At 67.1% G+C, this 21,953-nt stretch carries 23 protein-coding genes and 1 pseudogene; 13 read left to right on the plus strand and 11 right to left on the minus strand.

All coding sequences use genetic code 11. The annotated features are described in order from the left end of the window. Positions 1-6: 6 nt before the first annotated feature. Positions 7-207 carry a hypothetical protein gene (locus ACOZ4N_RS06800; protein ID WP_424019176.1) on the plus strand — a complete coding sequence of 67 codons (201 nt, stop codon included), beginning with the start codon at positions 7-9 and terminating at the stop codon, positions 205-207. Here the strand turns inward: ACOZ4N_RS06800 and ACOZ4N_RS06805 are convergent, their stop codons facing one another. Continuing rightward, a complete protein-coding gene (locus ACOZ4N_RS06805) occupies positions 208-1,215 on the minus strand; it encodes an ornithine cyclodeaminase family protein (RefSeq protein ID WP_424019177.1) in 1,008 nt (335 codons plus the stop codon). A 109-nt stretch (positions 1,216-1,324) separates the two neighbouring features. Beyond that, positions 1,325-1,552, minus strand: coding sequence for a hypothetical protein (locus ACOZ4N_RS06810; protein ID WP_424019178.1), 228 nt, complete (start codon positions 1,550-1,552; stop codon positions 1,325-1,327). A 476-nt stretch (positions 1,553-2,028) separates the two neighbouring features. Here ACOZ4N_RS06810 and ACOZ4N_RS06815 point away from each other — a divergent pair, with 476 nt between their 5' ends. After that, the gene (locus ACOZ4N_RS06815; RefSeq protein WP_424019179.1) at positions 2,029-2,193 is read left to right on the plus strand and encodes a DUF7331 family protein; all 165 of its coding nucleotides are present in this window, start codon (positions 2,029-2,031) and stop codon (positions 2,191-2,193) included. Positions 2,194-2,373: 180 nt separating this feature from the next. Continuing rightward, positions 2,374-3,612: an MFS transporter gene (locus ACOZ4N_RS06820; protein WP_424019938.1), complete on the plus strand. Its 1,239-nt coding sequence runs from the start codon at positions 2,374-2,376 to the stop codon at positions 3,610-3,612. Here ACOZ4N_RS06820 and ACOZ4N_RS06825 read toward each other — a convergent pair. Both ACOZ4N_RS06825 and ACOZ4N_RS06830 read right to left on the minus strand, forming a co-directional pair. Further along, positions 3,578-4,012 (minus strand): DUF3054 domain-containing protein, encoded by a 435-nt coding sequence (locus ACOZ4N_RS06825; protein WP_424019180.1) that lies wholly within the window; start codon positions 4,010-4,012, stop codon positions 3,578-3,580. The two genes, ACOZ4N_RS06820 and ACOZ4N_RS06825, sit on opposite strands and share 35 nt — an antisense overlap. A gap of 47 nt (positions 4,013-4,059) precedes the next feature. After that, complete coding sequence (locus ACOZ4N_RS06830) at positions 4,060-4,641, minus strand: class I SAM-dependent methyltransferase (protein ID WP_424019181.1); 582 nt, start codon at positions 4,639-4,641, stop codon at positions 4,060-4,062. Positions 4,642-4,713: 72 nt separating this feature from the next. Here ACOZ4N_RS06830 and ACOZ4N_RS06835 point away from each other — a divergent pair, with 72 nt between their 5' ends. From ACOZ4N_RS06835 to ACOZ4N_RS06860, 6 genes are all read left to right on the plus strand, one after another. Next, entirely contained in the window at positions 4,714-5,253 is a 540-nt protein-coding gene (locus ACOZ4N_RS06835; protein WP_424019182.1) for a GNAT family N-acetyltransferase, read from the plus strand. 45 nt (positions 5,254-5,298) lie between these two features. After that, complete coding sequence (gene fen, locus ACOZ4N_RS06840; protein ID WP_424019183.1) at positions 5,299-6,279, plus strand: flap endonuclease-1; 981 nt, start codon at positions 5,299-5,301, stop codon at positions 6,277-6,279. 79 nt (positions 6,280-6,358) lie between these two features. Beyond that, positions 6,359-6,970: a hypothetical protein gene (locus ACOZ4N_RS06845; RefSeq protein ID WP_424019184.1), complete on the plus strand. Its 612-nt coding sequence runs from the start codon at positions 6,359-6,361 to the stop codon at positions 6,968-6,970. Positions 6,971-7,045: 75 nt separating this feature from the next. Continuing rightward, positions 7,046-7,507, plus strand: a complete 462-nt coding sequence (locus ACOZ4N_RS06850) for a PH domain-containing protein (protein WP_424019185.1) — start codon at positions 7,046-7,048, stop codon at positions 7,505-7,507. Beyond that, the gene (locus tag ACOZ4N_RS06855; protein WP_424019186.1) at positions 7,504-9,105 is read left to right on the plus strand and encodes a PH domain-containing protein; all 1,602 of its coding nucleotides are present in this window, start codon (positions 7,504-7,506) and stop codon (positions 9,103-9,105) included. Before ACOZ4N_RS06850 ends, ACOZ4N_RS06855 begins: the two co-directional genes overlap by 4 nt. A 63-nt stretch (positions 9,106-9,168) precedes the next feature. After that, positions 9,169-10,581: a class II fumarate hydratase gene (locus ACOZ4N_RS06860; RefSeq protein WP_424019187.1), complete on the plus strand. Its 1,413-nt coding sequence runs from the start codon at positions 9,169-9,171 to the stop codon at positions 10,579-10,581. A gap of 294 nt (positions 10,582-10,875) precedes the next feature. Here ACOZ4N_RS06860 and ACOZ4N_RS06865 read toward each other — a convergent pair whose 3' ends face one another. The 4 genes and pseudogenes from ACOZ4N_RS06865 to ACOZ4N_RS06880 form a co-directional block, all read right to left on the minus strand. Continuing rightward, positions 10,876-11,355: a hypothetical protein gene (locus tag ACOZ4N_RS06865; RefSeq protein ID WP_424019977.1), complete on the minus strand. Its 480-nt coding sequence runs from the start codon at positions 11,353-11,355 to the stop codon at positions 10,876-10,878. A 63-nt stretch (positions 11,356-11,418) separates the two neighbouring features. Next, positions 11,419-11,484, minus strand: a pseudogene (locus tag ACOZ4N_RS06870) (zinc-ribbon domain-containing protein); the annotation flags it as partial. Positions 11,485-11,488: 4 nt separating this feature from the next. Further along, on the minus strand, positions 11,489-12,274 hold the full coding sequence (locus ACOZ4N_RS06875; RefSeq protein WP_424019188.1) for a zinc ribbon domain-containing protein: 786 nt from the start codon (positions 12,272-12,274) through the stop codon (positions 11,489-11,491). Positions 12,275-12,355: 81 nt separating this feature from the next. After that, positions 12,356-13,132, minus strand: a complete 777-nt coding sequence (locus tag ACOZ4N_RS06880) for a hypothetical protein (protein ID WP_424019189.1) — start codon at positions 13,130-13,132, stop codon at positions 12,356-12,358. Between the two features lie 245 nt (positions 13,133-13,377). Here ACOZ4N_RS06880 and ACOZ4N_RS06885 point away from each other — a divergent pair, with 245 nt between their 5' ends. Together ACOZ4N_RS06885 and ACOZ4N_RS06890 are read left to right on the plus strand one after the other, a co-directional pair. Next, positions 13,378-15,138, plus strand: a complete 1,761-nt coding sequence (locus tag ACOZ4N_RS06885) for a histidine kinase N-terminal 7TM domain-containing protein (protein ID WP_424019190.1) — start codon at positions 13,378-13,380, stop codon at positions 15,136-15,138. A gap of 42 nt (positions 15,139-15,180) precedes the next feature. Further along, positions 15,181-15,789 carry a hypothetical protein gene (locus ACOZ4N_RS06890; protein WP_424019191.1) on the plus strand — a complete coding sequence of 203 codons (609 nt, stop codon included), beginning with the start codon at positions 15,181-15,183 and terminating at the stop codon, positions 15,787-15,789. Here ACOZ4N_RS06890 and ACOZ4N_RS06895 read toward each other — a convergent pair. Further along, the gene (locus ACOZ4N_RS06895; RefSeq protein ID WP_424019192.1) at positions 15,786-16,358 is read right to left on the minus strand and encodes an SCP2 sterol-binding domain-containing protein; all 573 of its coding nucleotides are present in this window, start codon (positions 16,356-16,358) and stop codon (positions 15,786-15,788) included. The two genes, ACOZ4N_RS06890 and ACOZ4N_RS06895, sit on opposite strands and share 4 nt — an antisense overlap. A 144-nt stretch (positions 16,359-16,502) precedes the next feature. Between ACOZ4N_RS06895 and gatE the strand changes: the two genes are divergently transcribed. Next, complete coding sequence (gene gatE, locus ACOZ4N_RS06900; RefSeq protein ID WP_424019193.1) at positions 16,503-18,380, plus strand: Glu-tRNA(Gln) amidotransferase subunit GatE; 1,878 nt, start codon at positions 16,503-16,505, stop codon at positions 18,378-18,380. Here the strand turns inward: gatE and ACOZ4N_RS06905 are convergent, their stop codons facing one another. After that, positions 18,381-19,115 (minus strand): RNA methyltransferase, encoded by a 735-nt coding sequence (locus tag ACOZ4N_RS06905; protein ID WP_424019194.1) that lies wholly within the window; start codon positions 19,113-19,115, stop codon positions 18,381-18,383. After that, complete coding sequence (locus ACOZ4N_RS06910; protein WP_424019195.1) at positions 19,115-19,639, minus strand: hypothetical protein; 525 nt, start codon at positions 19,637-19,639, stop codon at positions 19,115-19,117. Before ACOZ4N_RS06910 ends, ACOZ4N_RS06905 begins: the two co-directional genes overlap by 1 nt. 136 nt (positions 19,640-19,775) lie before the next feature. Here ACOZ4N_RS06910 and ACOZ4N_RS06915 point away from each other — a divergent pair, with 136 nt between their 5' ends. Further along, positions 19,776-21,911, plus strand: coding sequence for a PAS domain S-box protein (locus tag ACOZ4N_RS06915; RefSeq protein ID WP_424019196.1), 2,136 nt, complete (start codon positions 19,776-19,778; stop codon positions 21,909-21,911). Positions 21,912-21,953 lie beyond the last annotated feature (42 nt).

The following is a 21,953-nucleotide window of genomic DNA, read 5'->3' on the forward strand; positions in this document are numbered from 1 at the left end:
CCAGGTATGTCCGCCCGCGAGTTCCCGAATTCGTGGACCGATCCGGCGTACGTCGCGACGGTCGTGATGGTGGTTGCGACTGGTGCGCTCTTTTTCTACGCGGCACTCCGTCCCGGTGAGCCGTCCCCCGAAACCGTGGGGTTCGTCGTGTTGTGGGTTTCGGCCCCGGCGACGGTCGCGTACGAACTCGCCCGTCGCTTCGGGTAGTTACTTCCCGGTCAGGGCCTGACTGGCCGGCGCGAACTCCAGCGGTTCCCCCAGGCCCCGCTCGACGGCCCGCTCGTAGAGCATGTGGGCGGCGGCGACAGTCTCGACGGCCGTCCCGCCGCTGTCGAACAGCGTGATCTCGTCGTCGCTCGTCCGGCCCGGTTCGACGCCGGCGACGACCTCGCCCAGTTCCGCGTGGACGTGATCCTCGCCGATGACACCCTCCTCGACGGCCTGAATGAACGCGCCGGCGTCGCTCTCGGTGCGGGCCCGCAGGTCGGGCACGTAGGTGGCGCGCTCGACCGTCTCGGCGTCGACCTCGCGCACGTCGGCGTCGTACTGCCCCATCGCGGTGACGTGAGCGCCGTCCTCCAAGAGGTCGCCGTCGAACACGGGCTGGGAGGCGTTGGTGGCGGTGATCACCACGTCCGATCCTTCGACGGCGGCCGCGCTGGAGGCGACCGCTGCGACGGTGGCGTCGAGCGCGTCGTTCATTTCCGCCGCGAAGCTCTCGCGGTGTTCTTTCGTCGGGGAGTACACGTCGATTCGGTCGAAGTCTCGGACGGTCGTCGCGGCGCGGAGCTGGCCCCGAGCCTGCGCGCCGCTCCCGATGATCGACAGCGTGGCGGCGTCGTCGCGGGCCAGCGCGTCGATGCCGACCGCACCGACCGCGCCGGTCTTGAACGGGTTCATGCTCGCGCCGTCCATGAGCGCCAGCGGTTCGCCGCTCTCGGAATCGAACAGCGAGAGCATGAAGTGGGCGTCCTGTGCGCCGAAGCCAGCGCCGTAGGTGTACGTTCCCATCGCGCCCGTCTCGGGCAGGATAGCGAGATAGCCGGTGAAAAAGCCCGGCGGGTCGGCGTTCGGGAGTTTCGTTCGCGGTTCGGCCGGTGCGCCCTCGCCGCGCTGGCGGTACCCCTCCCGGACGGCGTCGACGTATTCGGCCGGCTCGGCGAGGCCGGCGAGTTCGTCGCTTCGCAGGAACAGCGCTTCCTTGTGTGTCGTCATGCCCGCCCGTTCGGACGACCCACTCATAGGTGTGCTGGAAGGGGAGGTCACGAAAGTAACAGGACGACAGAACCGCAGAGAGGAGATCGGAGCGGGAGAGAAATCGACTTCAGTCGGCCGAGAACTGCGGCGTGTCCTGCGAGGCCGCGGGCCTGGTCGGCGTCACGTCGTCGACCGGACCGTTGACGAACATCGCGTGACCGATCAGACCGATCGCGAACAACAGGGCGACCGGAACGGCGACGGTAAGTGTGATTCCCGCACCGAGAAGCGCAGCACTGATTCCTGCAACTGACACCGGAATGAGACCGAGAACGTAGTCGTAGTAACCTGTCATAACGTACACTAATATAGCATTGATGGGGTAATAAGTGTTTTCCTGTAGGCACTGGATAGTATCTGTTGTAGGCACCGGGTATTTACTCTGAACTTCTTGAGTACTACAAGCGTATCCAACTCATAACTTATGAGCGCGAAATCGCAGGACTGCAGTCGGCCCCCATCGTCACCCGTTTTATGTCCGGTCGGGAATTCGGGTTATCCCCCTCCAGAGGGGTCCGCGAGGAATCCAACGGACGTGGAGCCGTCCCGATTCTTGCATCGCATCGTCGGAGAAACACGGAGTTCGAGGAGACACACTGTTACACCTACGATATCCGCTCCGTTTTTTACTACTGAGAATATCGGTATTTCTCCAGCTTTGTCGAGTATATAGCATTATATTGAGTGATAATCTGGAGCAAGCCCTTATGAGGACGTGCGGGAAAATTCTGATCGAGGCGGACGGAGGCGGCATGGCCGCCGAGGTCACACATGAGCATCCACAACACGGACACCGACGACGAAGCAGGCAACTCCCAGCAGCCACAGTACGCCGAACTCAACATCGGAGAGGACGAGTTCGTCATCTACGACCGGGAGAACCACCAGGCCTGGATTCAGTCCAGCGTGTCGATCCCGGTCGACGAGGAGTGCTGAGGCCGACCGTAGGGGGGAAGGCCCATACTCACGTTTCTCTCGATACCACCGGCGACAGCCGAGCGTGACCGATACCCGGACTGCGCGGAACCGACGCGTTGAAGCGGCTCAACGTCGAAGACGTGCCGCGTGAACAGTAACGACCGATCGATCGTCGGTCTCGTGACGGTCGCCCACGCGATGGTCCACACGTACGAGCTGTCGATCCCGGTTTTGATCCCCATCTGGCTCACGGAGTTTTCAGTCATCGACGTGGGACTCGCGCAGTTCCCGGTCAACGAGGCGACCGTCGGCGCGCTCGTGACCGTCGGGTTCGCGCTGTTCGGCCTCGGCGCGCTCCCCAGCGGTGTCCTCGTCGACCGCATCGACGCCCGCGTCCTCATCACGGCCTGTCTGGTCGGGATGGGTTTCTCGTTCCTCCTGCTTGCTGTCTCGCCGACTCCTGCGGTGATCGGCCTCGCGATGGCCGTCTGGGGCGTCGCCGCGAGCGTCTATCACCCATCCGGGCTCTCGCTGATCAGCCGCGGCGTCGAACAGCGCGGGAGCGCCTTCGCCTACCACGGGATGGCCGGCAACGTCGGCATCGCCGTCGGCCCGCTCCTGACGATCCTCCTCCTGCTGGCGTTCGACTGGCGGGTCGTCGTCGCCATCCTCGCCGTGCCGGCCGCCCTCGCCGCCCTCTACGCCTTCCGGGCGGATATCGACGAGCGTGCGGCCGTGGCGGCCGCCGACGGCGGTGCCACCGACGGCGACAGTCGTGCCGGCGGCGGCGTCGACTCGCTCGGCGACTTCCTCGCCCAGTCGCGCCACCTGTTCGCGGGGGCGTTCGTCGTCGTCTTCGCCGTGACGCTCTGCTCGGGCCTGTACTACCGCGGCGTGCTGACCTTCCTGCCCGAACTGCTCGACAACCTGGAGGTCGCCGCGCTGGCCCCCGTCGAGTTCGGCGGACGCACCCTCCAGCCCAGTCGGTACGTCTACGTCGGCCTCCTGATGGTCGGTGTGGGCGGGCAGTTCGTCGCCGGCAAGCTCACGGACCGGGGCCGCCCCGAGTTCGGCATCCTCGCGGGCTTCGGTGCCCTGGCCGTCGTCGCCGTCCTGTTCCTGCCCGCGGCCGCGCTCGGACTGCCGGCCCTGCTGGTCGTCTCGGCACTGCTCGGCTTCTTCCTGTTTTTCGTCCAGCCGTTCTACCAGGCCAGCGTCGCCGAGTACACGCCCGCGGGGACCCGGGGACTCTCCTACGGGTTCACCTATCTGGGCGTGTTCGGCGTCGGCGCGCTGGGAGCGACGCTGGCGGGGACGATGCTGACCTTCTTCGCGCCCCAGCAGTTGTTCCTCGTCCTCGCGGGACTGGCGGTGGTCGCCGCCGGCCTCGGGGCGTACCTCGTCACGCGGGCGCCGTCGACTGCCGTCGGGACGTGACGAGCGCGAGGGTCAGCCGCCAGGCCAGAAGCAGGATGCCGCCGACGAGGAACGCGACGATAGCGAACGTCAGGGCCGCGTTCCCCGGAAACACCGACGTGGAGCGCAGGCCCTGGGCGACCACGTCCGCACCGAGCCACGCACCCAGTACCAGCGCCGTCGACCGCGTCAGGTCGCGTCTGTAGTCGGTCGCGTACACGCCAGCGGGAATCGCCACGACCAGCCAGCCGATCACGAACTGGGCGTAGGTTCCGAGCACGCGCACGGAGAGCAGCGGGTACTCGTGGCTGATCTCGCCCATCACGATGAACACGGCGATGGCCAGCAGGTCACCGACGAGAAAGAGTGCCGTCGCGGTGGACGGATCGACGCGACTCCGAACCCAGTCGAGCGCGGTCATGGGCGGGTGTTCGGGCCGGCCCGACTTGGGTGTCCCGACTTCCGCGCTCAGAACCGCTTGACGCCCGCGACGGTGTACTCGAACCCGGTCCGGGGGATCGACGCCGAGAGTCCCGCCGCCCGGACCATCGCCGCCAGATCGCCAGCGGTGAGAAACCGCGAGTCGAACCCGAACAGGTGTTCGGCGGTGACCAGCCCCCGGCCCAGGAGCGTCGTCGGATCGAACTCCAGACAGACCAGCACGCCCCCGGGCCCGAGGACGCGGGCCGCCTCCTCGACGACCGGTTCGGGCTGGCCCATGTGGTGCAGGGCGTCGAGGATCAACACGGCATCGACCGACTCGTCGGCGACGGGGAGGCGCGTGGCGTCCCCGCGAACCCCGGCGAGGCCGTGGTCCCGCGCCTGCGAGAGCATCCCCGGCGCGGCGTCGACGACGACGCCCGTGGGCACGTCCAGCGCCCGGATTCCCTGTCCGGTGCCGCCACCCACGTCGAGGACGCGCTCGACGGGACGGTCGGCCAGTGCGAGCGCGGGTGCGAGTTTCGCCCGGCGAGTGGCCGGCTTCAGATCGTACAGCCGTGCGATCCGGTCGAAGATGGCCACGTCACCGGTGCGTGTGTCGGATGGCATAGTTCGCCTATCGCTCCCGATCCCCTCAGTCGTTCCCCCGGAGTAAAGCGGGTCCCGCCCGTAGGAGCGTCCATGGAGTACGCGTTGCTGGGGTGGCCCCCGGACGGACCGACATTCCAGCTGGACTACCGGCGGTTCAGCTACGCCGGGAAGTTCGTCATGTCGGCGACCGGGAAGGCAGTGGTCCGCGAGGGCGAGGACATCGTCGCCGCCGTCGCGTTCAACGAGGACCGCACAGACGCCGACACGCTCTGGCTGCGCTACGTCACCGTCCGCGAGGACCACCGCGGCGAGGGGGTCGGCCCGCGGCTCTGCCGGTTCGCCGCCGAGCACGCCCGAGACAGGGGCTACGAGCGCATCCGGATCGCCGTCAACAACCCCTTCGCCTTCGAGGCGCTGTCGAAAGCCGGCTTCGCCTTCACCGGCGAGGAGACCGGCATCGCCGAACTCGTGATGGTCTGGCCCGGCGAACGGACTCGGGAGTCCTACCAGTCCGGCCTCGACGTGTACCGCGAGCGGGACCTCTCCGAAGCCGAACGGACGTTCCTGCGCGAGCGCGAGGACGCGGACCCACCGGCGGTGATCCCGTCGACTCCCACCGGGGACGCCTGATCGGGGTCGGGAGATTCAAGCGGTGGCCGCCGCTACCGGAAGGTAATGGGAAACGCAGATCTGCGCGATCTCGCGGTCATCGAGGAGGTGGCCTACGACGACCTCGCGGGGTCGGTCGTGGCCGTCGACGCCCACAACTGGCTGTATCGCTATCTCACGACGACGGTCAAGTTCACCCGTGACTCGGCCTATACGACCGACGACGGCGAGGAAGTCGCCAACCTCATCGGCGTCGTGCAGGGCCTCCCGAAGTTCCTCGAACACGACGTGACGCCCGTGTTCGTCTTCGACGGCGGCGTCACCGATCTCAAGGAAGCCGAAGTCCAGAAGCGCCGCGAACAGCGCGAGAAGTACGAGGAACAGCTGGAGCAGGCCCGCGAGGAGGGCGACGCCGTCGAGGTCGCCAAACTGGATTCGCGCACCCAGCGGCTCACCGACACCATCGTCGACACGACCCGCGAACTGCTGGCCCTGCTCGACGTGCCCGTCGTCGACGCCCCCGCCGAGGGCGAGGCCCAGGCCGCGCGGATGGCCCGCTCCGGCACCGTCGACTACGCCGGCACGGAGGACTACGACGCGCTGCTCTTTGGCTCGCCGCTGACGCTGCGGCAACTCACCTCCAAGGGCGACCCCGAGTGCATGGACCTGGACGCGACACTGGCCGAACACGACCTCACCTGGGAGCAACTGGTCGACGTGGGCATCCTCTGTGGCACCGACTTCAACGAGGGGGTCACCGGAATCGGCCCGAAGACGGCGGTGAAGACGGTCCGGGAACACGGCGACATCTGGGGCGTGTTCGAGGCGCGGGACGTGTACGTCGAGAACGTCGACCGCATCAGGAACCTCTTTCTCGATCCGCCGGTGGCCGACGACGTGGCGTTCGACACCGAGATCGAACCGGACGTGGACGCGGCGAAGGCGTTCGTCACGGACGAGTGGGGCGTCGCGGCCGACGAGGTGGAACGCGGCTTCGAACGGATCGCGGACGCGACGGTCCAGACCGGGCTGGACCGGTGGACGTGACGTGACCGTGCGGGCCGTGACCCGAAGACTCGTCGGGCGACGGGCATCTATTTACGGAGCGGGACCGCTGTCGGAGTAGATGCCGATCGAATCGAATCTGCTCGACGACGGGGGGCGGCCGCGGTGGCTCGCCGCCGCCGTCGTCGTCGGTGCGCTCCTCGTCCTGTCTCTGGTGCTTGGATTCGCGGTGGCCGTCGCCGACTTCTCGGCGGGCGCGGGAGACACAGCCGCGGCGAACGTGACGAGCGTCGAGACGAGCGAGGCCCACTGTGGAACCCACCTGCGCCAGTCGGGATCTGAGGCCCAGCGGACGGCGGGTGGCACCACGTACCTCAGCCTGAACGGGACGCTCCCGGTCGCGGCGGTCGACAGCGAGGTGACCGCGACGGTCGACGAGATCGGGGAGCATCGGTACCGTCTGGACCTGCGGCGCTCCCCGGGCAACCGGACAGAGGACTGCTATCTGGAGCGCCGATACAACGTGACGGTTGCGCTCCCCGATACCCGGGAATTCACCGTGCTGGTCACCCACGACGGATTCCTCAGGGAGATGACCTACCGGACCCGCTGGGGCGGCGGCGGGTGGTCGACCAGCGCGGTGGCCCGACCGCCGTCGATGAACGAGAGCGCGTGGGCCCGAGCCCTGAACGCCAGCGAGGCCTACGCGCGAAACCGGTCCGACGGGGCGTGATCGGCCGGCGACGACCCTGACCACGGCCTGTGCCCTTCCGGAACGCTTTCACGCCTCGCCTCGGACATCGGAGACATGAACGCCCTCCAGTCGCGCGTCCGAGTCAGGTGGGGCATCGTCGCACTGGTCGTCGCGGCAGTTCTCGGGGCGGTCGTCTACGCTATCGACCGGTTCGTCCTCGACTTCTCGCCGTTGCTCGGCCCGGGCTTCGCGGTGGTGCTGGCCCTCCTCGCGGCGGCGTACATACAGGCGCTGTACCGCAGTTGGGGCTACCGCCTCGACGACGACGCCCTGGAACTGGAACGCGGCGTCGTCACGAACGTCGAGACGGCCGTGCCCTACGTCCGCGTCCAGCACGTCGACACCCAGCGCGGGCCGCTCGACCGCCTGCTCGGCCTCGGTCAGGTCGTCGTCTACACCGCCGGGTCGCGGGGTGCCGACGTGACGATTCCCGGCCTGAAACCGGACCAGGCCCGCGACCTCCGGAATCGACTCCGGGACCTGGCCATCGAGAGCGAGCCGGAGGACGGCGTATGAAACTCCACCCGCTGAGTGCGGTCACGCGGAGCCTCCAGCGGGGGCTGGTCGCGGCGTCGATGGCCTTCGTCCTGACCGGGATCGGCCGGTTTGCCGCCCCGGAACTGCTCGGCTCGTTCGCCCTCATCGCCGGACTCTTCGTGCTCCTGTTCGCCGTCGGCGTCGCGTACGGCGTCGCCTACTACTACCGTTTCGAGTACGCGCTGACGCCGGACACGTTCGACGTGTACTCGGGTGTGATCGGTCGGCAGGAACGGGAGATTCCCTACCGGCGCATCCAGAACGTCGACGTGACCGAGAGCATCTTCCACCGGATCGTCGGCGTCGCCATCGTCCAGATCGAGACCGCCGGTGGCTCCCAGACTGAGGCCACGCTGAACTTCGTCGCCGCCGACGAGGCCCGCCGACTCCAGCGGGAGATCCGCGACCGCAGGGCCCGCGCTCGCGAGGAAGACACGGCGGACGGGGATGCCGCAGCCACCGAGACGGCGGGCGAGGCGTCGGCGGAGGCGACCGACAGTCCGTCCGGGACCCGCCACGCCGATCCCGAGGCGGTGGCCGACCGGCTCTCCCGGGAGGGTGACCTCGAACCCGAGACGACGCTGTTCGAGCTGGGATCGACCGAACTGCTCGTCCTCGCGCTGACCTCCTTCCAGCTCGCATCCGTCGCCTTCCTCCTCTTTGGCTTTCCCATCGTCGAGGACCTGCTCGTCGGGGTGTTCGCGAGCGTCACCGGGATCGAGGCACCGGTCGACGCGCTGACCGGCACGCCGGACCTGGCGATCCTGGTGGGCCTGCTGGCCGTCGCCTTCGCCGCCGTGACGATGTGGGCGGTCAGCACCGTCGTCACGTTCCTCCAGTACTACGGGTTCACGCTCGGTCGGCAGGGCGAGGATCTGGTGTACGAACGGGGCCTGCTCCAGCGGTACAGCGGGTCGATCCCGACCGACAAGATCCAGACGCTGACGATCCAGGAGAACGTCCTGATGCGCGCGCTCGGCTACGCCGGCTTCACCGTCGAAACGGCCGGCTACAGCCCCGGACAGAGCGACCAGGGGCCACAGTCCGCGATTCCGCTGGCCGACCGGGAGCACACGCTCGCGCTGGCGCGGGAACTCGAACCGTTCGACGAGCTGTCGTTCACCCGCCCGCCCAAACGGGCGCGGCGACGCTACGCAGTTCGGTACGGACTGGTCGTCCTCGGCCTGTCGGCGCTGACGTTCGGGCTCTCCGTCGCCGTCCCCGCGTTCGGTCTCTGGTACCTGCCGCTCGTGCTACTGGTAGGTGTGCCGCCGGCCGCTCACCTGAAGTGGAAACACCGCGGCTACTGCGTCGGCGAGGATCACTTCGTCGTCCGGGACGGCTTCTGGAACCGGAAGACGCGGATCGTCCCCTACTACCGGCTCCAGACGGTGATCCGCCAGCGGACCGTCTTCCAGCGTCGGCTGGACCTCGCACACCTGACCGCAGACACCGCCACCGCGTCCCTGCTGGGCCGTCAGGACGCCACCGCCTACGACATCGAGGCCGACACGGCGAGCGAGCTCTACGAGTTGAATCGCGAGCGATTGCAGGCGAGTCTCCACGGTGGGAACTGACGGGCCGTTCTCGGTCCGGACCGTGTGCTTTTAGGACCGTTCCGGACGGAGGTTCGGACGATCATGACTGACGAGGACTACCGTACGGAGCGGGACAGTCTCGGCGAAATGCAGGTGCCCGCGGACGCCTACTGGGGCGCACAGACACAGCGTGCCGTGGAGAACTTCCCCATCTCCGACGTGACCTTCGGCCGTCGGTTCGTTCGCGCGCTCGGGATCGTCAAGAAGGCCGCCGCGCAGGCCAACAAGGACCTCGGCACCGTCCCCGAGGACAAGGCCGACTGCATCGTCGAGGCCGCCGACGAGGTCATCGCCGGCGAGCACGACGACCAGTTCCCCGTCGACGTGTTCCAGACCGGCTCCGGAACCTCCTCGAACATGAACGCCAACGAGGTCATCGCCAACCGCGCCACGGAACTCTACGGCGGCGAGATCGGGACCCGCGAGATCCACCCCAACGACCACGTCAACTTCGGCCAGTCCAGCAACGACGTGATCCCCACCGCGATGCACGTCGCCTCCCTGGAGGCCGTCCAGAAGGACCTCATCCCCGCGCTGGAGGTCCTGCGCGACGAACTCGAAGCCAAAGAGGAGGAGTTCGCCGACGTGGTCAAGACCGGCCGGACCCACCTCCAGGACGCCACGCCCGTCACGCTGGGGCAGGAGTTCGGCGGCTACCGCGCGCAGGTCGAGAAGGGCATCACCCGCGCCGAGGACACGCGACACCACCTCGGCGAACTCGCCCTGGGCGGCACCGCCGTCGGGACGGGCCTGAATACCCACCCGGACTTCCCCGAACTCGCGGCCGAGTACATGAGCGAGGAGACGGGCCTGGAGTTCCGCGAGGCCGACAACCACTTCGAGGCACAGGCCGCTCACGACGCGATGAGCGAGGCCCACGGTGCCCTTCGCACCATCGCGGGCTCGCTGAACAAGATCGCCAACGACCTGCGGCTGCTGGCCTCCGGCCCGCGCAACGGCCTCGGTGAGATCGACCAGCCCGAGAACCAGCCCGGGTCGTCGATCATGCCCGGGAAGATCAACCCCGTCGTGGCCGAAGCGGTCAACCAGGTCCACAAGCAGGTCGTGGGCAACGACGCCGCGGTCTCGGCGGGCGCGGCCGAAGGGCAGATCGACCTCAACCTCTACAAGCCGGTGCTGGCGCACAACTTCCTGCAGTCCGCGAAGCTGCTGGCCAACGCCAGCGAGACCTTCGGCGAGAAGTTCGTCCACAAGCTGGAAGCCGACGCCGAACACTGCGAGGAGCGCGTCCAGCAGAGCATGGCGCTGGCGACGGCACTCAACCCCGCCATCGGCTACGACAAGGCCAGCAAGGTCGCGAAGAAGGCCCTCGCGGAGGGCAAGACGATCCGGGAGGTCGTCCTCGAGGAGGGGTATCTCGACGAGGACGAGGTCGACGACGTACTCGACCCGATGAAGATGACCGAGACCGGGATTCTGAGCGCGGACGAGTAGCGGGAGACGCGACCGTCAGGGAGCGTCTCCGAATGTGCGAGCGGCGATAGCCGCGAGCCGGGAGGACGAGCGGAGCGAGTCCTCCGGGAACGGGGAGCGGAGTGACCCGTGAGTCGGGAGACGCGACCGTCAGGGAGCGTCTCCGAATGTGCGAGCGGCGATAGCCGCGAGCCGGGAGGACGAGCGGAGCGAGTCCTCCGGGAACGGGGAGCGGAGTGACCCGTGAGTCGGGAGACGCGACCGTCAGGGAGCGTCTCCGAATGTGCGAGCGGCGATAGCCGCGGGCCCTCCGGTTCAGCCCACCACCGCCGCGCCGAGGCCGAGTGCGTAGAGGAGCGACGACAGCGAAAGCGCCACGGCAGCGATCCGGTCGACCGTCGCGAGCGTTCCAGTTGTGTCACTCCAGGTCAGGAATCGCCGGGCTGTCAGGTAGCCACTCGCGGCCAGACTCACGAGGGCGAGGAGGAATCCGTCGTAGAAGACGAAGACACCGGCGGCGTGCAGCGGGCCGGCGGCCAGTGACGTACCGTACGGAGCGAACACCAGTGCGCTCACACCCGTCGCGCGGAGCAACACGATTCCCAGGTAGCCGAAAAACGCCGAGGTCGCCAGCTCTCCGGCCGAGCCCGCAGTCGGCGGTTCGCCGTCGAAATCGCGTGGTTCGGGTTCGGCCGTATCGTCGTCCTGTGTGGGGCCGGCGTGCGGTTCCGAGTCCGTCTCGCTCGTCGACGTGTCCGCCTCGTCCGTTCCCGCGTCCTCGTCGTACGTCGTCACGTCCGCAGTTCCGACAGTGTCTCCCGAATCCGCCGGTCGATCTGTCGATCCGTGGCGGAGCTTCGCACCACACGCGGTACAGTAGGACTGGTACTCAGCGGCTTCGGCGCCACACTCGTGACAGTACATCGCCTCAGCCTCCGTATTTCGTGACTGCTAGCCACACCAGCCCGTAGGATGCCAGTAGGCTGACGACGCCGCCGATCGGGCTGTAGCCGGTGATGGTGTAGGTCGTCGAACTGCCGAGGACGGTCGTGCCAGTGACTTCCCAGATCGAAATCAATCCAACCAGCACGCTCCCGAGGTCGGGCGCGGCGAACCACAGCACCCAGTTGTAGAACAGGAAGACGAGCAGCGTGAGCGAGATCCGCGGGAGGTCGAAACTGACGAGGTCGTCGTCAGCGCCCCGGAGCGGATTCCGCGGGACCCACGACTGCCCGGTACGGTCCGCGCGTCGGCGTGCATACACCGCGACGACGACGTAGTTCACGACACCGACGAACGCCCCGATGGTCCAGAACCAGCGTCTCGGTGACCACTCGCTGTGGCGGGCGATGTGTGTCGTGTCTTTGTAGACGGACACCAGGAGGATTCCGACCCCGGTGTAGGTGAGCAACAGCGCCAGTGCTCCACCCCGACTCGTCGCCGTCGGTGCGGCCGACGCGGTGGCAGCGTAGGCGAACAGTCCGACGGTCAACGTGACGATGCCGACGAAGATGTACGTGTACCACTGTGAGTCAGTCGTGACTGTCGACCCACCGGTGTCTTCGACGGGGTCTGTCCGACCGGTGTCCGTCGGCCCATCGAGGTTCGCACCGCAATTCGAGCAGAAGTCCATTCCTTCCGTGACCGGGTCGCCACAGTCCCAGCAGTACTTCGTCGCTCCATCGCCGCCGGATGCGGGGTCTGGAGTGACCATAATATTTGATTGCCGACAGGAATGTAAAGTGATAGGGTGCGCTTCGGGGACTGAAACGCGAACTGGAGCGAGTCTTGGGAATCACCGTCCGCAACTGGGTGTCAACATCCCGTCGCGGAGCTTGACGCTCCACTGGCCGTAGCCCCAGTCCCAGCCCTTCGGCGTCGCGCTCGTCCGGAGCCGTCGGGGCAGGTCCGGGTGTGGCCTGATGACCTCGACGAACGCCACCTGTGGCGTGATCCAGACGATACAGCTGGCCTCGCCCTTCGAGAACGGATAGCCGACGTGGGTGCCGACGTACCCCTTCCCGTAGCCGTGATCCGTCGGGTCCCAGTCCTTGGGATCCCACCCCCAGACGAAGGCGGCGTCCGGGTTCGATTCGTTCCACCCCTCCCGGAGGAACGTCTCGTCCTTCCGGAAGTGAACGTCCTGGTGGAGCGTGTCGCTGCTGAACTCCGACGACGACTCGGTGTCCGGTCGATACCAGGTCGCGTCGTCCTCGTGGATTTTCTTCTTGTACGTGTCGTACCAGGACCCTTCGTGGACGCCGGCCCAGGCCAGCCAGTCCGCGGCCGAGGCGTAGGACGAGGGGGTCCCCAGGGCCGTCTCGATATCGGATTTCGTGATGTCGACTCCGGCAAACGTCGCGTTCGACCTGGCCATCTCGCGCGCGGCACCGTGTGACGCCGCGAGTTTCGTGGCCAGTTGCGCTCGCGTGTACGTGACGTGCTTTCCGGTCTCGGATTTGTCCTTGCGTTTTCGGAGCGTGATAGCGTCGGACCGCACGCCGCTGTGGATCTGCTGGACGAGGCTCCAGTAGTCCGCGTAGTCGTCCGGGAAGGTGTCCGAGTCACCCACAATAACTTCCATTTACATTTCTGTGCAAAAATAACTACTGGCGACTGTTCACACCCGCGGTACGTTTCCGTGGCCGGACGGTGACGAACCCGCATCGGGTCGCATCACCGGCGTTACCTGGGTTAGGCGACGATCCGACTGTGAACGGGGCTCGCGAACCGGCCAATAGATTAATAAATTAGAGTGACAAGTATCACCCGGGTAATACTTTTCTGGTCGGCCGTTAAACACTCGCACAGACCGACATGGTCTGGTGGTTCAGTCCGCACGCGGTGTTGACGGCGCTGTCGACGGTCCTGGGGGTCGGCGTGGCGGTGTTCTCGCTGCGAAACCGGCGGGTCGCCGGCGCGGTCCCGCTGGCGGCGCTGATGGGGACCGCGAGCCTCTGGTCGGCGCTCGATCTGGCCGCGGTCGCGGTCGCCGGGATCGAGGGGAAGTTGCTGTTGAGCCGCCTGCAGATGTCGCTCGCGCCGCTTGCGGTCCTGTGCTGGCTCTGGTTCGCGGTCGTCTACACCGGCCACGAGGAGTGGGTCAACCGGTGGAGCGTGCCGGCGTTACTGGCCGAACCGGTCGCGTTCACGGCCGTGATCTGGGCGCTCGATCCGGGTCCGTTGCTCCGGTCGGGTGTGACGCTCGAACCCGCCGGCGGGATGCAGGTGCTCGGGTACGAGCCCGGGCCACTGTTCGAGGCCCACATCGCGTACACCTACCTGCTCTTTCTCGCGGGGGCGGTCCTGCTCACGCGACTGGTCGTCAACACGGACCGGCTCTACCGCGATCAGAGTGTCGCGCTCCTGCTCGCGGTCTGTGGTCCGCTCGCGGCGAACGCGCTCTGGTTGCTCGGCCTCCTGCCACCGGGCGTCGAGACGAACGTCGGGTTCGTGTTCACCGGCGTCGTCCTCGCGGTCGCGATCTTCCGCCAGCGGTTGCTCGAAATCGTCCCTGTCGCCAAGGAGATCGCCCGGGAGGAACTCATCACGGAGATGGAGGACCGCGTGTTCGTCCTCGACGCCGACGACCGGATCGTCGACGCCAATCCCTCGGCCCGACGCCTCGTCGGCCGGGACTCCATCGTGGGCGAACCGCTGTCGTCGGTCCTGCCCGAACTCCACGCGGAGTTGGACGAGGGCGACGCCGACGGACCCGGGTCGGTTCGGCTCGCCGTCGACGGGATCGACCGTGACTTCGACGTTCGCGTCGCCAGACTCCATCGCGCGCACGGACTGGTCGCCGGCCGGCTGGTGAGCCTCCGGGACGTGACCAGCCAGCGACGGCGCGAACAGCGGCTGAACGTCCTCATGCGCGTGCTCAGGCACAACCTCCGCAACGGGACGGCCAGCGTCATCGGCTACGCACAGGTCATCAGCCAGCGGGCCGACGACGAGGAGATCCAGACGGCCGCCGACCGCATCCTCGCCCAGTCGTGGGAACTGTCGGCGCTGAGCGATCAGGCCCGGGAGATCGCCACTGTCCTCGAAGCGTCCGGCGAGTCCCGGACAGTCCACGATCTGTCGGCGGTCGTCACCGAGACCGTCGGCGAGATTACCGAAGCGTACCCGGGGGTCGAGGTCGAAACCGCCGTCCCCGACGACGCACCCGTGCTGGCCGTCGAGTCGCTCCCGACGGCCGTGACCCAACTGGTCGAGAACGCCTGCAAGCACAACGACGACGAAAACCCCTGGATCCGGGCGACCGTCGACACCTACGAACGCGACGGCCGGACGTGGGTTCGCCTGCTCGTCGTCGACAACGGCCCCGGGATTCCGGAGGCCGACGTGGCCGCGCTGGAACAGGGCTACGAGACGGCACTGGAACACGGCAGCGGCCTGGGACTGTGGATCGTCAAGTGGATCGTCGAGCTGTCCGGCGGCTCGGTCGCGTTCCCGGAGACGGACCACGGCGGGGCAGTCGCCGTCTCGCTCCCGTACACCGATCAGACCCGGGCCGACGACGTGGCCGCCGATGTCGCCACCAGATCGAACCACCAGCCACCGGGGAAAAATTAAGTTCACTCGCTTCGGTGAATATACCGCACGTAGGTGGCACGAGTGACGGATCAAACGCAGACCTCGACGCACGGGCCGGCTGTCGAACAGATCGTCGAACTCAGCGACGCGGAACTCCTGAAGGGGATGTGGACCGCTGGCGACCTCCGGCGGCAGATCGACCTCGCCGACCGACACCTCTGGGTCGCCCTCGCGGACGGCGACGGGGTGGTGTATCGCGAACTCGATTCGCAGGACAGCGCGGAGATACGGCGGGAGGTGCTGGGGTTCACGCTGACCTGCGTCCACACCTACGAGGAACTCGACGCCGAGTTGCAGGTACCGGTCGGGGAGTTGTTCGACCGCGAGGACTGTCCCGTCGGGATGTTCAAGTCGCTGGTCGTGAAGCCGAGCGCCCGTGACAGGCGAATCGGGACGGAACTGGGCCTGCGCGCCATCGGCGAGACGTTCGTCGAGGACGACCGCGTCGACGAGGCCATCGCCGTCGCGTGGGTCCGGGAGAGCAACGCCGCGAACCTCGAACTGGTCGAGACCTACGGGGAACTGGTCGCCGAGTACGAGGAGTACTACGGCGAGGGCCGTGACTGTCCGGAGTGTCCCGGCGAGAACTACTGTGGCTGTACGTTCCGGATCTACCGCGCGCCGTTCTAGTTGTCCGGCAGTTTCTCCGCGAGTTTCCCCATCGTCGTCGCCAGCTGGTCACCGGTCGCCTCGGAGCCGTCCATCTCGAACTGGCCGTCCTCGTAGCCCGAGACGGGGTCGAGCTGGCCGGTCGTCAGCGCCGTCAGCGTGTCGGCCGGCCCGCGGATTTCGAGGTCGGGGTTCTCGGCCAGCCCCGCGCCGCCCGAGACGGTCCCCGCCTCGGCGTCGAGTTCGAGGTGGCTGGCCATCGGCGCGTCGGTCGCCTCGAAGTTCACCGTGGTGTCTTCCTCGATGGACTGCTGTACGTCGGGACTGAACTGGGCCAGCAGTTCGACGCCCTGCCACTGGAGTTCCTGGAACTGATCGACCGTCTCGGGGTTCTCTTGGGCGAATTCGGCCACGTCCACGTCGCCGACGCGGTCGATCACGTCGGACAGGAGCAGTGGGTTCTCCAGGGCCAGCACTTCGACCTCGCCTTCGAGGTCCGCCAGTAGCTCGGGCAGTTCCTCGGTGAGTTCGTCGGTCGGCAGTTCCAGCACGCGCTCGACTTCCTCGGCGAGTTCCGCGGTGTCGCTCATGGTTCCCGTTCACGACCGGCCCGAAAGTGTGTGTCTCGTCGGTTCCGAGGCGATTTATGCGTGGGCCGTCGCCGCGGTCGACAGTCGGGCACGGACTGGCCGGAAGGGTGCGTTTTTTGACCGCCGGCCTCGCAGGTTCGGGCAATGACTGACGCGGACGCCTTCGACTACGAGGAACTGGGGCTGGTGGCCGGCCTGGAGATCCACCAGCAACTCGACACCGAGACGAAGCTGTTCTGTGCGTGTCCGACCGAGTTGCGCGAACCGGAAGAATCGACGCGACGCTTCACCCGCTACCTCCACCCCACCAAGTCCGAACTCGGCGAGATCGACGAGGCCGCCCTCGAGGAGAGTCAGGTCGAACGCGAGTTCGAGTACCTGGCCTACGACACGACCTGTCTGGTCGAGGAAGACGACGAACCGCCACACCGCGTCGACGAGGAAGCGCTCGCGACGAGCCTGGAGATCGCCCAGCTACTCGACATGCAGATCGTCGATCAGGTCAACGTCATGCGCAAGATCGTCGTCGACGGTTCGAACACCACGGGCTTCCAGCGGTCGATGCTGGTGGCAAACGACGGGCAGATCGAGACCTCCGAGGGGCCGGTCGGCATCGAGGACATGCTCCTGGAGGAGGAGTCCTGCCAGCGCGTCGCGGAGACCGACTCGGGGGTGCGGTTCAGCCTCGACCGGCTCGGGATTCCGCTGGTCGAGATCGGTACGAAACCCGACATCCGCTCGCCCGAGCAGGCCAAGGAGGCCGCCAAACGGATCGGGATGCTCCTGCGCTCGACCGGCCACGTCAAACGCGGCCTGGGCACCATCCGTCAGGACGTGAACGTCTCCATCGCCGACGGCGCGCGCATCGAGATGAAAGGCGTCCAGAGCCTCGACGACATCGACGACCTGGTGCGCAACGAGGTCCGCCGGCAGGTCGAACTCGTCGAGATCGCCGACGAACTCGACGCACGCGACGCCGCCGTCGGCGATCCCGAGGACGTGACCGACGTGTTCGAGGGGACGGACTCGGGCGTCATCGGCGGCGCACTCGACTCCGGCGGCGTCGTGCAGGCGGTCCTGCTGGAGGGGTTCGACGGGCTGGTCGGGCGGGAGATCCAGCCCGACCGCCGGCTCGGCACGGAGTTCTCCGACCACGCCAAGCGCCACGGCGCCGGCGGCATCTTCCACACCGACGAACTCCCGGCCTACGGCGTCACCGAGCCCGAAGTCGAGGCGCTCCGGGAGGCAGTCGGTGCCGACCCCGACGACGCGGTGGCCATCGTCGCCGACGACCCCGAGACCGCCGAGTTGGCCATCGAGGCCGTCGCCGAGCGCGCCGAGACGGCGATGGCGGGCGTCCCCGAGGAGACCCGCGACGCCAACGAGGACGGCACCTCCCGGTACCTCCGGCCGCTCCCGGGTGCGGCGCGGATGTATCCCGAGACGGACGTGCCGCCGGTCGAACCCGATCCCACGGAGGTCGAGACGCCCGAGTTGCTCACCGAGAAGGTCGAGCGCTACGAGTCCGAGTTCGGCCTCGGCGAGGGCGTCGCCGAGCAGGTCGCGTACGGCCGCCGCTGGAACCTGTTCGAGGAGGCCGTCGAGACGGGCGTCGACCCGAACCTGGCGGCCCGGACGGTCGAATCCGACGTGACCGAACTCCGGCGTGACGACGTGCCGGTCGAGCACCTGACCGAGGACCACTTCCGGGGCGTGTTCGATCTGCTGGCCGACGGCGAACTGGCCAAGGAGGGCGTCCCGGACCTGCTGACCGCGCTCGCGGAGAATCCGGCCTTGACCGCGGCCGAGGCGGCCGAGCAGGAGGATCTCGGGAGCGCCGCCGAGGACGAAGTGCGGGAGGCCGTCGTCGAAGTCGTCGAGCGCAACGCCGAACAGGTCGAAGCGGAAGGAATGCAGGCCTTCTCCGGACTCATGGGCGAGTGCATGGGAGCCCTGCGCGGGCAGGCCGACGGCGACCTCGTGAGCGAGGTGCTGCGCGAGGAGATCCAGAAGCGGGCGTAGTCAGTCTTCGTCGCCGTTCTCGGCCCGGTCGATCCGCTGGCCAGCCTTCCGAAAGATCCCGCGTAGCGTTCTCGCTTCACGGCCAGTGGGGTGCGCGCGGCCGACGAACCGCCGCCAGAGTCGCTGGGCTTTCGCTCGCTTCTCCTCGGGATGGCCGATGTCGTCCAGAAACGCCCCGAACTGCTCGTGCAGTCCTTCGATTGCCTGCTGGTCGGCACGTTCGTGGCGCTCGTCGGGGTGTTGTGTCTCGTCGACGGTCAGATCGCGGAGTTCGTACAGCACGACGGTCGCGGCCTGTCCGAGGTTCAGGACGGGGTAGTCGGCGCTGGCGGGGATCGAACACACCTGATCCATCTCGGCGAGTTCGTCGTTGGTGAGGCCGACGCGCTCGCGGCCGAAGACGACGGCGGTCTCGGCCTCGATGTCGGCCAGTTCCTCGGCCAGGTCGGCGGGTCGCAGGAACGGATAGCGGACGTGTTTGGTCGCGTCCTCGTTGGTCACCGCGGTCGTGCCGACGGTGTGGTACTCACTGCAGAGTTCGTCGAAGGAGAGTTCGCGGGCCGCGGGAAGCACGTCCTCGCGGGCCTGGCCGGCGAAGCCGTAGGCCTCGCCCTCGGGGTCGAGGTCCGGCGGGTCAACGAGGAGGAGATCCGAGAGCCCGAAGTTCTTCATCGAGCGAGCGATGGTGCCGACGTTCCCGGGTTCGGTCGCGTCGACGACGGCGACGGAAACCATCAGAGATCGAGATCGCTGAGGTCGACGCCCAGGTCGTCCAGTTTCTCGTCGTCCAGTTTCTCCAGTTCCTCTTCGAGGGTGGGGAGTTCCTCGGCGGGGTCGGGCGCGGGAATGTCGTCGGCGTCGGTGTCCACGTGGTCGATGCCGGCGTATCCGTCCGGAGCGCGCCCGCCGTCGTCGAACCAGGCGTGGAAGGCGTCTTCCAGTTCGGTCTCGCCGGCGTACTCTTTGCCGCCCTCCTCCCGGAACCAGTAGAGGAAGTCGGCCTCGTGTTCGGGACAGAGCAGAACTTCCCCGAGCGGTTCCCCGTAGACGATGCGGGCGACGTTGCACTCCTGGATGTTCTCGTCGCCGTGGACCAGATAGCAGGCGTCACACGGCTCACCCATCATCGTCGAGAGCCGGACGATGCGGTCGCGCGTCTCGGGCTCCAGCGTTCCGAGCGGCTTGAGGTCGCCGTCGTCGTCGAACACTTCGTCCTCGTCGAACCGCCAGCCACGCAACCCGATGTTGACCTTGCCCATACCGGTCGTACTCGTTTGCCGACCAAAAAGCGCGCGACTCGGACTCCAGGGTCCCGCTCCAATTCTCGGAATCTGAGATGGACCGGGTAGTATTTGAGAATCACGTCCCAAACGGAAGACAACTAACTAAAAATTTATGGCCGAACACCCGAGTTTCAGCGTTCTCTACGTCGGGAGCGATGATCGACTCGCACCTGCGCTCGCCAGGCATATCAATTCTGAATCTCTCGACGTCGCTGCCGAACGAACGGCGGACGACGCGCTCGACAGGCTGTCGGCGGAGCCGTTCGAATGTGTCGTCTGTGACGCGGAGTTACCGGACGGTGACGCACTGAGCGTCCGGCAGACCACCCGCGAGCGAGCCCCGACGCTCCCGTTCGTGGTTCTGGTCGGCGACGGCGAGACCGCCGTACTCGCGGACCTGCGCGACGACAGCGCGGCCGAGTACGTGTTCGTAGATACCGATCCGGAACCCTACGCGACGGCGGCCAAACGCGTCCGCGAGGCCGTCGAGGGGAGTCACAGCCGGGAACCGACCGACCACGACGAGTTCGCGTCGGCGCTCGTCGGGGCGGCGACCGAGGCGATCTGGGTGGTCGACGAGTCGAGAACGATCACCTTCGCGAACGCCGCCACAGAGCGGCTGTTCGGCTGTGACCCGTCGGCGGTCGTCGGCGACGACGCGCTCCGAGCGGTCGAACCCGTCGACAGCGAGTCGGTACGCGATATGTTCGAAACCGTACTCGCGAACCCGGGCCGGACGGTGACCAGCGAGATACGCGTCCGGCCCGAGGACGGCGACCGCCGCTGGGTCGAGTGTCGATGTCGGAACCAGTTGCAGGACCCGGCAATCGACGGCGTCATCGTGACGCTGACCGACGTGACCGACCGAAAGCGGAAGGAACGGCAGCTCCGCCGATTCCGCCGGGCCGTCGAACAGGCCGGCCACGCGATCTACATCACCGACACGGACGGGACCATCGAGTACGTCAATCCCGCGTTCGAGGAGTCGACGGGCTACTCCCGGGCGGAAGCGGTCGGAGAGAATCCGAACATCCTCAACTCCGGCGAACACAGGCCCGAGTTCTACGCCGGGCTCTGGAACACCATCCTCACGGGGAACGTCTGGAAAGGTGAGGTGATAAACGAGCGTCGCGACGGACAGCGGTACGTCGTCGAGCAGACCATCGCACCGATCGAAGACGAGACCGGCACCGTCGACCGGTTCGTCGCGATCAACACGGACGTGACCCAGCGGAAGGCGTACGAACGACGGCTCCAGCGCTACGAGAACATCATCGAGAACCTGCCGGTCGGCGTCTACCGAACGACGCACGAGGCGGGCGGGGAGTTCGTCGAGGTGAACTCGTCGCTCGTGTCGATCTACGACGCCTACTCGAAGTCGGAACTGCTGGACAGAAGCGTCGACACGTTCTACGCCGACGCCGACGACCGCGCCGAGTTCAGAGCCCAACTGGAGGAGCACGGACGCATCACCGAATTCGAGGTCGAACACCGGACGCTCTCGGGCGAACGTATCGACGTGACGCTCACGGCGATCCTGACGGAAGAAGACGGCGAGACTTACATCGACGGGATCCTCCAAGACGTGACGAATCGCCGCCAGCGCGAACGCGAACTCGAACGCAAAAACGAACAGCTCGAACAGTTCGCGAGCATCGTCACCCACGACCTTCGCAACCCGCTCAACGCGGCACAGTCACGTCTGGAGCTGGAACGACAGGCCAGCGACTCCGAACACCTCGCCGTCCTCGAAGACCAACTCGTCCGGATGGAGGAACTCGTCGAGGACGTGCTCGCCATCGCCCGGCACGGCAAACAGGTCGAGGACAGAGAACCGGTCGACATCGCCCCCCTCGTCGAGAGTTGCTGGCAAACCGTCGAGACGGGCGACGCCGAGTTGGTCGTCGACACCGACCGGACCATCTCGGTCGACACCAGCCGCATCCAGCAACTGTTCGAGAACCTCTTCCGGAACGCGATCGAACACGGCGGCCGGGACGTGACGATCCGGGTCGGCACGCTCTCCGACGGGTTCTACGTCGAAGACGACGGCCCCGGCATCCCGCCCGAGGAGCGCGAGGCGGTCTTCGAACACGGCTACACGACCGACGACGACGGAACCGGATTCGGGCTCAATATCGTCGAGGAGATCGTCACCGCTCACGGGTGGGAGATCCGGGTCACGGACGGTACCGATGGGGGCGCACGGTTCGAGATCACGGGCGTCGAGCGACGGGAGCAAGCCTGACGGCCGGCACCCGGCGCGAATCACGTCGTTTTAGCGGCTGGA

Source organism: Halorientalis pallida (assembly GCF_049605515.1).
Taxonomy (GTDB): domain Archaea; phylum Halobacteriota; class Halobacteria; order Halobacteriales; family Haloarculaceae; genus Halorientalis; species Halorientalis pallida_A.

What these genes read in the sequence shown, in the direction of transcription:
- ACOZ4N_RS06860 (WP_424019187.1), top strand. Translation starts at nt 9,169, where the DNA reads ATGACTGACGAGGACTACCGTACGGAGCGGGACAGTCTCGGCGAAATG.
- ACOZ4N_RS06800 (WP_424019176.1), top strand. Translation starts at nt 7, where the DNA reads ATGTCCGCCCGCGAGTTCCCGAATTCGTGGACCGATCCGGCGTACGTC.
- ACOZ4N_RS06850 (WP_424019185.1), top strand. Translation starts at nt 7,046, where the DNA reads ATGAACGCCCTCCAGTCGCGCGTCCGAGTCAGGTGGGGCATCGTCGCA.
- ACOZ4N_RS06905 (WP_424019194.1), bottom strand. Translation starts at nt 19,115, where the DNA reads ATGGTTTCCGTCGCCGTCGTCGACGCGACCGAACCCGGGAACGTCGGC.
- ACOZ4N_RS06885 (WP_424019190.1), top strand. Translation starts at nt 13,378, where the DNA reads ATGGTCTGGTGGTTCAGTCCGCACGCGGTGTTGACGGCGCTGTCGACG.
- fen (WP_424019183.1), top strand. Translation starts at nt 5,299, where the DNA reads ATGGGAAACGCAGATCTGCGCGATCTCGCGGTCATCGAGGAGGTGGCC.
- ACOZ4N_RS06910 (WP_424019195.1), bottom strand. Translation starts at nt 19,639, where the DNA reads ATGGGCAAGGTCAACATCGGGTTGCGTGGCTGGCGGTTCGACGAGGAC.
- ACOZ4N_RS06855 (WP_424019186.1), top strand. Translation starts at nt 7,504, where the DNA reads ATGAAACTCCACCCGCTGAGTGCGGTCACGCGGAGCCTCCAGCGGGGG.
- ACOZ4N_RS06915 (WP_424019196.1), top strand. Translation starts at nt 19,776, where the DNA reads ATGGCCGAACACCCGAGTTTCAGCGTTCTCTACGTCGGGAGCGATGAT.
- ACOZ4N_RS06830 (WP_424019181.1), bottom strand. Translation starts at nt 4,641, where the DNA reads ATGCCATCCGACACACGCACCGGTGACGTGGCCATCTTCGACCGGATC.
- ACOZ4N_RS06895 (WP_424019192.1), bottom strand. Translation starts at nt 16,358, where the DNA reads ATGAGCGACACCGCGGAACTCGCCGAGGAAGTCGAGCGCGTGCTGGAA.
- gatE (WP_424019193.1), top strand. Translation starts at nt 16,503, where the DNA reads ATGACTGACGCGGACGCCTTCGACTACGAGGAACTGGGGCTGGTGGCC.
- ACOZ4N_RS06835 (WP_424019182.1), top strand. Translation starts at nt 4,714, where the DNA reads ATGGAGTACGCGTTGCTGGGGTGGCCCCCGGACGGACCGACATTCCAG.
- ACOZ4N_RS06820 (WP_424019938.1), top strand. Translation starts at nt 2,374, where the DNA reads ATGGTCCACACGTACGAGCTGTCGATCCCGGTTTTGATCCCCATCTGG.
- ACOZ4N_RS06845 (WP_424019184.1), top strand. Translation starts at nt 6,359, where the DNA reads ATGCCGATCGAATCGAATCTGCTCGACGACGGGGGGCGGCCGCGGTGG.
- ACOZ4N_RS06810 (WP_424019178.1), bottom strand. Translation starts at nt 1,552, where the DNA reads ATGACAGGTTACTACGACTACGTTCTCGGTCTCATTCCGGTGTCAGTT.
- ACOZ4N_RS06815 (WP_424019179.1), top strand. Translation starts at nt 2,029, where the DNA reads ATGAGCATCCACAACACGGACACCGACGACGAAGCAGGCAACTCCCAG.
- ACOZ4N_RS06825 (WP_424019180.1), bottom strand. Translation starts at nt 4,012, where the DNA reads ATGACCGCGCTCGACTGGGTTCGGAGTCGCGTCGATCCGTCCACCGCG.
- ACOZ4N_RS06805 (WP_424019177.1), bottom strand. Translation starts at nt 1,215, where the DNA reads ATGACGACACACAAGGAAGCGCTGTTCCTGCGAAGCGACGAACTCGCC.
- ACOZ4N_RS06875 (WP_424019188.1), bottom strand. Translation starts at nt 12,274, where the DNA reads ATGGTCACTCCAGACCCCGCATCCGGCGGCGATGGAGCGACGAAGTAC.